We start from the raw sequence: 11453 nt of genomic DNA, 5'->3' as shown, positions 1-11453 counted from the left end.
TNNCCCGCGCCGGCGCCCGCCGTGGCCTGCGGGTGCTGTCCGTCTACGGCGGGCGTGCCTACGAGCCGCAGCTGTCCGCGCTGCGCGCCGGGGTCGACATCGTCGTCGGCACGCCCGGCCGCCTGCTGGATCTCGCCCGCCAGCACGTGCTCGACCTGGCCGGCGTCGGCACCCTGGTGCTCGACGAGGCCGACGAGATGCTCGACCTCGGCTTCCTGCCGGACGTCGAGCGCATCATGTCGCAGCTGCCGACCGAGCGGCAGACGATGCTGTTCTCCGCGACCATGCCCGGCCCGGTCATCTCCCTGGCCCGGCGGTTCATGAAACGGCCCGTGCACGTCCGCGCGGAACAGCCGGATGAGGGGCGCACGGTCCCGACCACCCGTCAGCACGTCTTCCGCGCCCACGCGCTGGACAAGATGGAGGTGCTGGCCCGGGTCCTGCAGGCCGGCGGCCGGGGGCTCGCCATGGTGTTCGTGCGGACCAGGCGCACCGCGGACAAGGTCGCCGAGGACCTCGCCAAGCGCGGCTTCGCGGCCGCGGCGGTGCACGGCGACCTGGGCCAGGGCCAGCGCGNGCAGGCGCTGCGCGCCTTCCGCTCCGGCAAGGTCGACGTCCTGGTCGCCACCGACGTGGCCGCCCGGGGCATCGACATCAACGGTGTCACCCACGTGGTCAACTACCAGTGCCCCGAAGACGAGAACGTCTATCTGCACCGCATCGGCCGCACCGGTCGGGCGGGCGAGAGCGGGGTGGCCATCACCTTCGTCGACTGGGACGACCTGCCGCGGTGGACGCTCGTCAACAAGGCGCTCGCCCTGCCGTTCGATGGCCCGGTGGAAACCTATTCCACCTCCCCCCACCTGTACGAGGCGCTCGGCATCCCGGCGGGCGCGAAGGGCACCCTGCCGCACGCGGCGCGGACCCGCGCCGGGCTCGCGGCCGAGGACATCGAGGATCTCGGGCAGTCCGGTCGCGGCGGGCGCCGCGGCTCGCGGACCGGGCGTGACCAGGACCGTTCCGAGCCGGCGGCGGTGCCGACCCGGACTCGCGCCCGTCGGCGCACCCGCGGCGGTGGTGCGGCGGCCGCGGGNGCGGGGCTGGCCATCGCCGCGGACCCGGCGGACCCGGCGGACCCGGTCGACGAGGACGGCCGGAAGGCCGGCGCACCCGTGGTGGACGGTGCCGGGCAGACCGGGCTGGTCGAGTTCACCGGGACCGCCCCGCTCACCGACACGGACACCGACACCGCCCGCGTCGTCTCCGCCCTGGCCTCGGAGACGGGCGTCGAGGCCGAGGAGTCGCCGCGCCGCCGGCGCCGGCGGCGCGGCAACCGTGGCCGCGGCACGGGCACGATGCGGGAGGCCGGCGACGGCACCGAGGCCGACGCCGACGCGCCACCCCGAGCCGAGTCGGCCTGACACCCCGGCCCCCGGCCCCGCATACCCGCGGGGGTCGCCGGTCCGCGGGGGTCGTCAGCCCGCGGGCCGAAAATGCAGGCCCAGCCGGACCCAGCTCAGCCGCCGGCACGAGGGACAGCGCACCAAGGAGGGATGCCGGAGCCGGACCAGCGGTAGATGGACGCTCGGCGTCAGGACGCGCAGCGCGTGCCAGGCGCCGAGGGAGCTGGTCTGCCCGCATCGGGAGCAGTTGACGGTCAGGCTGGTGTTCGGCGGTGTCACGGGGCGGACGCCGCTGTACAACGCACGCTTTCCATGCGCGTCGCGACCCACCGTTGATCTCGCGCGAACCGGAGTGACCAGGGGAGACCGGGCGCCACGCGGACGCAGCCGGTCGAACCNGGCCGTCGCCCGGTCCTGCGCCTGCCTCCCGCCCGGCACCCGGCCGGGTGTCCGCCCGAGCTCGTTCACCGTCGGCTCACACCCGCACCTCNCCGGTGCAGGTCGGTTCNCCGACCTGCACCGGAGGGCGGGAATGGTCCCGCATGCCCGCGGGTTGGCCGTCCCCCTCCCGAGGGCGTTGCCGCCGACCGGGCGAGGTGGCCCCCGGGCCGTCAACGGTTTCGGCGGCCTGTCCAACCGCGGTTCCGGCAGGGTCAGCGATGCCAGCGATGCCAGCGATGCCGGCAGCCGTGCCCACCCCCGCAACCCCGGCGATGGCACGGGCATGCGACCGGTAGGCCTCGGCCCCCTTGGAGCGCCGTGCGGTCGTCAGGATGGACCGCCCCGTTCCCGGCGCCTCGGCGAAGCGCACCGAGCGGGCTACCGGCGGCGCCAGCACCGCGATGTCGTACCGGGCGGAGACGTCGGCGAGCACCGCCCGGCAGTGCGCCGTGCGACCGTCGAACAAGGTCGGCAGCACGCCGCGGACCCGCAGGCCGGGATTGGTCAGCCGCTGCACGTCGTGCACCGTGTCCAACAGCTGGCCGACGCCGCGGTGGGACAACGTCTCGCACTGCAGCGGCACGATGACCTCGTCCGCCGCCGTCAACCCGTTGATGGTGAGCACGCCCAGGGAGGGCGGGCAGTCGATGAGGATGAAGTCGTACTCGTCGACGATCTCGGCGAGGGCGAGCCGCAGCGCGTGCTCCCGCCCGGTGCGTGACAGCAGTACCGCCTCGCAACCCGCCAGCTCGATGGTCGCGGGCAGCAGATCGGTGCCGTCCGGTGTCCTGGTGATGATGATGCCGGCGGACAACCGTCCCAACAGGACGTCGTGCACCGACAGTTCGAGGGCATCCGGATCCAGCCCGAGCGAAAAGGTCAGACATGCCTGTGGGTCGAGATCGACCAGCAGGACCCGACGGTCCAGCTCGCACAGCGCGGCACCGAGACTCGACACGGAGGTCGTCTTGGCAACGCCGCCCTTCTGATTCGCAACAGCGAGTACTCGGGCCACACCGATCAGTGTGGGGGCGTGACCGATCCGTCACAACACTTGACGAGCGAAAATCTCGACGCGCCCCNGAGGCCACTCCGCAATCACCCTAAGTCGGACACCGACCAGCCATCCGCAACCCCGGTGGATCCCGGGGTACCACTCGTCTCATCCGGTGTGCGCCGCCGGGCGCGGGTCAGTTCGAGGCGGGGGCGGCGGNCTGCACCACCTCGAACGACCACAGCGTGGCCGCGGTGGCCGCGGGGGCACCCTGCCCCCCCGCCGGGGCCCCGTGGCCCGCCGGAGCGCCCTGACCGGCCGCGGTCTGCTCCGCGGCCTGCCGGTGGCCCTCACCGAACGCCTGCGAGGACTGCCACTTCTGGAAGTCCTCCTCGCTACGCCAACGGGTGTAGACGAGGTAGGTGTCCGTGCCCTCGATCGGGCGCAGCAGCTCGAACCATTCANACCCGTCGGCCTGCTCCACCATCCCGGCGCGGCCGGCGAACCGCTTCTCCAGGGTGTCTCGCAGCTCTGCGGGCACGGTCAACACGTTGATCTTGACAACGCTCATGTCTTCAACCGTAGTGCGCGGGATCCATCACCGCACCGCTAGAGTCCCCCGACGTGCCAGGTCTTCCCCGTGTCGCCGTCCTCGGTCTCGATGCCGCCGGAGCCGCCGCGACAATCACACTCGCCGACGGTGGGCTGACCGTCACCGCGTTCTCCGAGGGCCCCGCGCCGCCGCCGTCCCTCGCCGAACTCGCCACGCACGATCTGACTGATCGTGTCGTCGCCGTGACTCCCGCTACGTTGCGCCTGGTCGGAGCCGCCGCGCTCGGTCCGCCTTTTGAGGTGCATGGCGCTCCCCAGCCGGATGGCGAAGCCCACCCGCTCGGCGTTTTCGAGGCCGTGGTGCTCACCGGCCCGGCGGCGCGGCTAGGTCCGGCCGGGACGGGCTCGGCCCGTTTCGGCGAGGTCTTCGATCTCGAGGTTCCCTGGCTGTTCCATGTCGCGGGTCCCGCGCGGCTCGCGGCCGCCCAGGCCCGGNGGATCGGGGAATACCTGCGCGGGCGGTACGCGCCGCCGTCGCCCGATGAGATGGCCGCTCGCCCGCGACTGGCCGGCCGATCGCTGCGCGGCGGGACACACGGTCAGCTGACAGCGCTGGACCGGGAGCTGCACGCGGGGCATACCCGGGCGGCCGAAGCCGGCTACCCGATGCCCCAGCCGCCTGGGACAGGCCTCAACCCGGGGTAGCCGGGGTAGCCGCCGGGGTGAGACGGGCAAGCCGCCGCGCCGCGGCCTCCAGGGTCGTGAGCTTCTTGGGGAAGCCGAACCGGATGATGTGGCGGCCGTCCGCCGGGTCCGCGAAGAACGACGAGCCGGGAACGGTGGCGACCCCGATCCCGGTGGCCAGCCGGCGAGCGAAGGCCACGTCGTCACCGGCCGGGTCGAGCGCGCGGGTGTCGCACATCACGTAGTACGCCCCGTCCGGTTCCCGGAAGGTGAAGCCGGTCCGGGCGAGGGCCGCGCAGAGCAGGTCCCGCCGTTCCCGGTACTGCCGGGCGAGATCGACGTAGTACGTCTGCGGCAGGTTCATCGCCGCCACCCCGCCGGCCTGCAACGGTGCCGCCGCCCCGACGGTGAGGAAGTCGTGCACCTTGCGGATCGCCGAGGTGTAGGCGGCGGGCGCGATCGTCCAGCCGACCCGCCAGCCGGTCACCGCGTAGGTCTTGGACAGCGCATTGATGGTGACGGTGCGGTCCTCCAACCCGGGAACGGTGGCCGGCGGGATGTGGCCGCCCGGGCCCAGGTAATGGATGTGCTCGTAGATCTCGTCGGTGAACACGAGCGCGTCGTGGCGCTGGCAGAGCTCGGCGACGAGGTCCAATTCGGCGCGGCGCAGCACCTTGCCGGTCGGGTTGTGCGGGGTGTTCAGCACGATGGCGCGGGTGCGGTCGGAGAACGCCGCACGCAGCTCCGCCTCGTCGATCGTCCAGTCCGGGGCATGCAGGCGGACGAGCTTCGGCCGGGCGCCGGAGAGGATCGCGTCCGGGCCGTAGTTCTCGTAGAACGGCTCGAACATGATCACTTCGTCGCCGGGGTCGACCAGCGCAAGCATCGCCGCGATCATCGCCTCGGTGGAGCCGCAGGTCACACAGATCTCGGTGTCGGGGTCGACCGACCAGCCCGGGTAGGTTCCGGCCACCTTCGCGGCAACGGCGGCGCGGAACTCCGCGGCTCCCCACGTGATGGCGTACTGGTTCACGTCCGCGTCGATGGCGGCCTTGGCCGCCTCCTTGAGCTGCGGCGGGCAGGCGAAGTCGGGGAAGCCCTGCGCGAGGTTCACGGCGTCGTGCGCGAGAGCGAGCCGGGTCATCTCCCGGATCACCGATTCGGTGAAGGTCGCGGCCTTCGCGGAGACCCGCGGCCGGGCGGGCGTGGCGGTCTGGTCGGGCACCGTCTCATGATGACGCCTCTCCCGGCCCGGTGTCCGGCGCCCCGGTGTCCGGGCCGNCCCGGTGTCNGGGNNGNCCCGGTGTNCGNNCCGNCCCGCCGGTCGCCGGCGCCCTGGTACGCCGATGCCTCAGTCCTCGTCGCCCTCGTCGCCGAGGGCGTCCCAGGGCTGGCGTTCGGGGCCGGCCGCCTGCCCCTCGGGGCAGTGGCTGCGGAAATCGCACCACGAGCACAGGGGGCCGGGGCTCGGCGGAAACGCCCGTTGCGGATCCTCACCCGCCCGCAGGGCCTCCGTCGCGCGCACGGCGTCCGCCGCGACCGACTCCGCCCGCCGCACGTGCCGGGCGATGCTCGCCTCGGTGTGCTCGGCGGCCGCGACCCGCCCACTGGGCACGTGGTGCAGCTCGACCCGCCGGCATGGTTGGCGCAGCATCCGCCCGGCGGCCAGGGCGTAGAGCGCGAGCGCCGGGGACGATCGCGCATCGTCGTCGGTGACCGGCCGGCGTCCGGTCTTGTAGTCGACGACGACCAGCTCCCCGTCCCGGTCGTCGAGACGGTCCACCCGTCCGGAGAAGGCCAGCGCCTCGGTACGGGCCGCGACCGAACGCTCGACCCCGCGCGGCTCGGCCGCCGGATCGAGGTGCGCGACATAGTCATGCGCCATCCGCGCGCCGCGCTCGCGCCACCGGTACGACTGCTCACCGTCCCGGAAACCCTCGTCGACCCACAGCAACCGCAACAGCGCCGCGGCCCGCTGTGGGACCCGTTGCTCGATCGGCCCCTCCCACCAGCGTCGCAGCGCGTTGTGCACGCTGACGCCGAAGGAGGTGTGCGCCCAGGGCGGCCCCTTGGGCGGCCGCGGCCGGTCCAGATACGTCATCCGGTACCGGCGGGGGCAGTCCTCGAAGGCCGCCAGCCGCGACGGCGTGCAGGAAAAAAGCCGGCGGGGCAGGCCGGTGAGCTCCAGTTGCGCCATCACTCACTCTATAGTCTCTACCGGCCTCGCCTCGGTTACCGGACGCCCGCTCGGGCGGCGCCGCCCGAGTCAAGGCGAGGGGTTAATCAAGGCGAGGGGTTAATCAAGGCGAGGGATTAGTCGGGGTGGGGGTTACCCAAGAGCCAGGGTGGAGGGTACCCAAGAGATCAGGCTCCTGGACGAATCGGCGCGCGGCTGGCATGCTCTTGCCATGCAGTGCAGTCGACTCACGTGCCGCCGACTCGCATGTCACGGCACGTCGCTACGGCTGTTTTATGGGGACCGGGCACGGTCCCCGCTCCGCCGCTGATCTCACGCGGCACAAGCGCCAGACCCAGGCCCGGTCCGCCTCCGGGTTGTCTCGGCCTGGGGTGCGCCGGGCCTCCGACCGAAAGGCCCACTTGTGGAGAACGTCGTCGACGCCCCCAGCACCGCGCCGGCCATCGCCTCGATCGACGAGGGACGACAGCTCATCGATGACATCGATGCTCAGCTGCGTGATCTCGTCGCGACCCGGCGGGATCTGTCCCAGCAGATCCAAGCGCTGCGCTCGGCCGAGGGCGGGCCTCGCATCCAGCACGCCCGGGAGAACGAGATCATCGCGATCTGGGCGGACAAGCTGGGGCCTCGTGGGGTCGAGATCGCGATGGCGGTGCTGACGCTCTGCCGCGGTACCGTGCGGTAGGCNCCNGGGTATCCGCCGGTGCGGCGCGCGGCCGCCGTTCGCACCAGCCCGCCGCACCGGCCCGATCATCACGGCGGACGTAACGAACGCTCGCCCCCCCGCCGCCGTCGGCGTTCCCGGTCGCGGTCCTTCGCCCGGTCACCGTCCGGCCCCTCCAGCTCCGCGAGCAACCCCCGCAGCTCCGAACGCAGAAAGTCCCGGGTGGCGAGCTCGCCGATCGTGATGCGCATCGCGGCCAGTTCGCGGGCGAGGTATTCGGTGTCCTCGCGGTTACGGATGGTCTGCTCGCGGTCCTGGGCGAGGTTCGCGCGGTCCCGGTCATCCTGGCGGTTCTGCGCCAACAGGATGAGCGGTGCCGCGTACGCGGCCTGCAGCGACAGGACCAACGTCAGAAAGATGAACGGGAAATTGTCGAACCGGACGGACTGCGGGGCGATGATGTTGTAAGCGACCCACAGCACAATCACGACGCTCTGCGCAACGAGGTACCGGGCCGTGCCGATGAAACGCGCCACCCGCTCCGCGATCCGCCCGAAGGCGTCCGGCTCGTAGGCGGAGCGCAGGGCGGACCGCCGGGACAGCCGCGGCTGATCGAGGCGGGCGCCTCGCGGCCGGCGGCGTCCCAGACGTCCCAGACATCCCAGACCTCCCAGACGTCCCAGACCTCCCAGACGTCCCAGACCTCCCAGACCTCCCAGACCTCTCATGAGGCGGCCGGGGAGCTGCCCGCCTCACCGCGGGAGCCTGGTTCCACGTCGCCCGCGGCGGGCGGNGNCAGTGCCCCNGGGGNCGCCCGCGCATCCACGTCCGCGTCGAGCTGTCGCTCCCGCCAGTTCGCGGGAAGCAGGTGGTCGAGCACGTCGTCGACGGTGACGACGCCGACGAGCCGGCCGGCGCGGTCGAGAACCGGTGCCGCCACCAGGTTGTAGGACGCCAGATGACGGGTGACCTCGGCCAGCGGGGTCTCCGGCCGCAGCGAGGCGATGTCGACGTCGATCACGCCACCGACCAGGGTCGCCGGCGGCTCACGCAGCAGCCGCTGGAAGTGGGCGAGACCGAGGTAGCGGCCGGTGGGCGTCTCGTAGGGCGGACGCACCACGTAGACCTGCGCGGCGAGCGCCGGGGAAAGCTCGGGTTCGCGGATGCGGGCCAGCGCCTCGGCGACCGTCGCGTTCGGGGCGAGCACGACCGGCTCGCTGGTCATCATGCCGCCGGCCGTGTCGTCGGCGTAGAGCAGCAGACGGCGCACGCCGGCGGCCTCGTCGGGCTCCATCAGCCGCAGGAGACGCTCCGCGTCGTCGGCGGGCAGCTCGCCCAGCAGGTCCGCCGCGTCGTCGGGGCCCATCGCCTCCAGCACGTCGGCGGCCCGCTCGTCGGCGAGTCCCCCGAGCAGCTCGACCTGCTCGTCCTCCGGCAGCTCCTCGAGGACGTCGGCAAGCCGCTCGTCGTCAAGGGCGGCGGCGACCTCCGCGCGCCGTTTCTCGGACAGGTCATGCAGCAGCGACGCGAGGTCGGCGGGCCGCAGCTTCTCGAACGCAGCGAGCAGGTTCGCGGCCCCCTGCCCCTCCTCGGGCAGCGAGAAGCCGGTGACCTCGTCCCAGGCAACCGTCTTCACCTCGCCGCGCCGGCCCCGGCCGACCCGCACCGCCACCTGGTCGAGCACCCAGTCGCCGCCGCGGACCAGTTCGATCGCGGCGTCGACGACGGTCNCCTCGACACCGGACGAGATGAGCGTCACCCGCCGGTCGAGCAGCTCGCCGAGCACCCGGGTCTCGTTCGGGCGCTGTTGGAAACGCCGCCAGCTCAGCCGGGCCGAGGACAGCACCACCGCGCCCGACTCCACCCCGGTGACCCGGCTCATCGGCACGAAGATCGGTCGGCGTTGGACCTCGACGGCCAGGCCCAGGACGCGGGGCGGCTCATGCCCGAGTCGCAGCGTCGCGATCACATCGCGCACCCTGCCGACCTGGTCGCCGTTCGGGTCCAGGACGAGCAGGCCCGCCAGCCGGCGGCAGTAGACGCGGGACGGGGCCGGGCGGGAGACCATGCCCATCACCGGGCGATGCCTGCGAAGTGCAACACACCGGCCCACGACGGCGCTGCAGACCTGTTCACGGCCGGAGGTTACCCGGCCCGGGACATCCCACAACCCGGAGAGGTCGGCCGGATCAACACCGTCGCGCGGGCCGCCGGCAAACCGCCCGGCGTTCCGGGGCCGGGGATCGGCCTACAGGCACTGCCTACAGGTACTGCCTCGACGGATTGACCATGGCGCGGACGGTCTTGCCGTCATGGAACTCCCCGATCGCCGTCATCGACCAGGTGGGAGCCCCGCGATCGCGCTGCACCCGGCACATCACCAGTCCGGTGGACGGCTTGGAGTCGGACAGGTCGAACCGGACAAGCTCCTGCCCGGTGAGATCGTCATACAACCGGCAGTAGGCGTTACGCACCTCGATGAAGGTCTGTCCCTGGAAACTGTTCACCGTGAAGATCAGGGTGACGACGTTCCCCGGCAGGGCACCGAGATCGANCAAGATTGTCTCGTCGTCCCCTTCGCCATGGCCGGTCAGGTTGTCCCCGGAGTGGCGCACGGCTCCCCGGGCGCCTTTCTTGGACATGAACCAGACCTTGTCGACGTCCTTGCCGCGCTCGTCGAACAGGATGCAGGACGCGTCGAGGTCGATCGACTTCCCGTGCTGGGCCGGATCCCACCCAAGGCCCATCCGGACCCGGGTGAGCGGCGGCGCGCCGGTCTTCACCAGCGAGACGCTCTGCCCCTTGGCGAGCGATACCCGCCCCTTGTCCAGGTTCACCCGGCCACCCTGCTGACCGGGCGCTCCCGGCGCGGGAGGCGGCGGACCCCACTGCTGACCACCCGGCTGCGACCCCCACTGCTGACCGCCCGGCTGCGACCCCCACTGCGGGCCCCCCGCCGGGGTCGGCGCGGGCGGCGGACCCCACTGCGGCTGAGCGGGCGGGGGCGGCGGCGGACCCCACTGTTGACCGGGCGGGGGCTGCGGTGTCCCCCACTGCGGCTGACCGGGCGCTCCCGGCGCGGGAGGCGGCGGACCCCACTGCTGACCGCCCGGCTGCGACCCCCACCGCGGGCCCCCCGCCGGGGTCGGCGCGGGAGGCGGCGGACCCCACTGCCGACCGCCCGGGGGCGTGCCGTACGGTGCCGGGGCTGCCTGCGGGTGGGGCGGGGCCACGGGNGGCTGCACGACCTGCGTCGCGGCCTCGGAGGTGCCGGGGNCGTCGACGGTGATGCCGAAGTCAGTCGCGATGCCGGCCAGCCCCGAGGCGTAGCCTTGGCCGACCGCCCGCACCTTCCAGGTCCCGGCGCGCCGGTAGAGCTCGACGAGAATCAGCGCCGTCTCGCTGCTCAGCCCGGACGGATCGAAGCGGACGAGCTCGGCGCCGCCACGCGCGTCCCGCACCACGATGCTCAGGCCGCGCAGGGCGGCGAAGGTGGCCGGCCCGCTGCCGTCGAGACTCCCGGTGACGACCACCTTGTCCATCTCCGGCGGGACCGCGGCCAACGTGCACTCCAGCGCGGACGGCGGTACGAGACGCACCCCGGGACCCGTCGGCTGGTTGAAAAAGACGAAGTCGTCGTCGGTGCGCACCTTGCCGTGGATGGTCACCAGGATCGCCGCGATGTCCAGCGGACTCGACGAGGCGATCTCGACCCGGACGTCGGTAGTGGGCAACGCGGCGTTGCCGCCCTTGGTCAGCATCTGTGCCATGAACCCCTCCAACGTCGCACCACGATAACTCCCGCACCGGCCACGACGGTTCCCGGGATCACTGCCGACCATACGATCGCAGGTATGGAACAACGTGGCGGGGCATCGGCCTGGTGAGCGACAGCGCGATCCTGCGATCGGTCGAGGAGCATGCGGCGGCGCTCTTCGGACCGGACACCGGTCGGGCCGCGGTCACGTTCCTCGGCACCGACCAGATCGAGGTGCTGCGGTTCGGCCCGGACCAGGCGGGCGTCATCCGCTATCTCACCCTGGGTATGTCCCGGGAGCCGATGACGGCGGCGACGACGACCGTGCGCGACCCCGCCGGCCCGCGGGCCGAACTCGTGCTGTCCCTGCGCGGGCGGCGCGACAGCGTGCTGCGGCGGTTGGCCGTGCTGGCCGCCGTCCCGACGGTCGAGGGCCGTCCGGTGGCTCCCGGGTCCGGCCTGGATCTCGGGGAACCGCTCTGGGACGGCGCACCGTTCACCGCGGTGCTCGTCGGCGAGCCCGGCGGGCTCATCCCCGATCTCGCCACCGGGCTCGCACCTGTCCGCTTTCTCCCCCTGCTTCCGATGACCCCCAACGAGTCCGCCTACAAGCGGGTGCACGGCCCGGACGCGCTGCACCAGCGGTGGCTGGCGGCCGGGACGGATCTGCGCGACCCCGGCCGCCGGGAGGTCCATCTCGGCTGACCCCCGGCGTGGGGGTGATCCGCTGTGAACGGGCCGCGAGTTCATCCGTTTCCACT

At 72.7% G+C, this 11453-nt stretch carries 10 protein-coding genes and 1 pseudogene (1 of these 11 cut by a window edge); 4 read left to right on the top strand and 7 right to left on the bottom strand.

Translation table 11 applies throughout. The features are described from left to right. Nucleotides 1-1421: pseudogene (locus tag CED_RS11200) on the top strand (DEAD/DEAH box helicase) (it extends 529 nt beyond the left edge of the window). A gap of 457 nt (nucleotides 1422-1878) precedes the next feature. Here the strand turns inward: CED_RS11200 and CED_RS11190 are convergent. Both CED_RS11190 and CED_RS11185 read right to left on the bottom strand, forming a co-directional pair. Beyond that, the gene (locus tag CED_RS11190; protein ID WP_011438184.1) at nucleotides 1879-2859 is read right to left on the bottom strand and encodes a ParA family protein; all 981 of its coding nucleotides are present in this window, start codon (nucleotides 2857-2859) and stop codon (nucleotides 1879-1881) included. Nucleotides 2860-3034: 175 nt separating this feature from the next. Next, nucleotides 3035-3409 (bottom strand): antibiotic biosynthesis monooxygenase, encoded by a 375-nt coding sequence (locus CED_RS11185; protein WP_035910362.1) that lies wholly within the window; start codon nucleotides 3407-3409, stop codon nucleotides 3035-3037. A gap of 53 nt (nucleotides 3410-3462) precedes the next feature. Here CED_RS11185 and CED_RS11180 point away from each other — a divergent pair, with 53 nt between their 5' ends. Further along, the gene (locus CED_RS11180) at nucleotides 3463-4095 is read left to right on the top strand and encodes a hypothetical protein (RefSeq protein ID WP_035910361.1); all 633 of its coding nucleotides are present in this window, start codon (nucleotides 3463-3465) and stop codon (nucleotides 4093-4095) included. Here the strand turns inward: CED_RS11180 and CED_RS11175 are convergent. Then, on the bottom strand, nucleotides 4082-5299 hold the full coding sequence (locus CED_RS11175) for a pyridoxal phosphate-dependent aminotransferase (RefSeq protein ID WP_011438187.1): 1218 nt from the start codon (nucleotides 5297-5299) through the stop codon (nucleotides 4082-4084). The genes CED_RS11180 and CED_RS11175 overlap by 14 nt on opposite strands. 126 nt (nucleotides 5300-5425) lie before the next feature. Further along, complete coding sequence (locus tag CED_RS11170) at nucleotides 5426-6271, bottom strand: PD-(D/E)XK nuclease family protein (RefSeq protein WP_023841351.1); 846 nt, start codon at nucleotides 6269-6271, stop codon at nucleotides 5426-5428. A gap of 403 nt (nucleotides 6272-6674) precedes the next feature. Here CED_RS11170 and CED_RS11165 point away from each other — a divergent pair, with 403 nt between their 5' ends. Then, entirely contained in the window at nucleotides 6675-6956 is a 282-nt protein-coding gene (locus CED_RS11165) for a chorismate mutase (RefSeq protein WP_011438189.1), read from the top strand. Nucleotides 6957-7024: 68 nt separating this feature from the next. Here the strand turns inward: CED_RS11165 and CED_RS11160 are convergent, their stop codons facing one another. From CED_RS11160 to CED_RS11150, 3 genes are all read right to left on the bottom strand, one after another. Further along, nucleotides 7025-7663, bottom strand: coding sequence for a DUF1003 domain-containing protein (locus tag CED_RS11160; protein ID WP_035910359.1), 639 nt, complete (start codon nucleotides 7661-7663; stop codon nucleotides 7025-7027). Continuing rightward, nucleotides 7660-9003 (bottom strand): magnesium transporter MgtE N-terminal domain-containing protein, encoded by a 1344-nt coding sequence (locus tag CED_RS11155; RefSeq protein ID WP_035910413.1) that lies wholly within the window; start codon nucleotides 9001-9003, stop codon nucleotides 7660-7662. The genes CED_RS11160 and CED_RS11155 overlap by 4 nt, the downstream gene beginning before the upstream one ends. 193 nt (nucleotides 9004-9196) lie before the next feature. Continuing rightward, nucleotides 9197-10705, bottom strand: coding sequence for a TerD family protein (locus CED_RS11150; protein WP_035910410.1), 1509 nt, complete (start codon nucleotides 10703-10705; stop codon nucleotides 9197-9199). 113 nt (nucleotides 10706-10818) lie between these two features. On the opposite strand from CED_RS11150, the gene CED_RS11145 reads away from it, so the two are divergent. Further along, complete coding sequence (locus tag CED_RS11145) at nucleotides 10819-11397, top strand: suppressor of fused domain protein (RefSeq protein ID WP_011438193.1); 579 nt, start codon at nucleotides 10819-10821, stop codon at nucleotides 11395-11397. Nucleotides 11398-11453 lie beyond the last annotated feature (56 nt).

Source organism: Frankia sp. CeD (assembly GCF_000732115.1).
In the GTDB taxonomy this organism is placed as follows: domain Bacteria; phylum Actinomycetota; class Actinomycetes; order Frankiales; family Frankiaceae; genus Frankia; species Frankia casuarinae.
The sequence above is the reverse complement of the archived record's forward strand: the minus strand, read 5'-3'. Positions and strand labels throughout refer to the sequence as shown.

What these genes read in the sequence shown, in the direction of transcription:
- CED_RS11170 (WP_023841351.1), bottom strand. Translation starts at nt 6,271, where the DNA reads ATGGCGCAACTGGAGCTCACCGGCCTGCCCCGCCGGCTTTTTTCCTGC.
- CED_RS11160 (WP_035910359.1), bottom strand. Translation starts at nt 7,663, where the DNA reads ATGAGAGGTCTGGGAGGTCTGGGAGGTCTGGGACGTCTGGGAGGTCTG.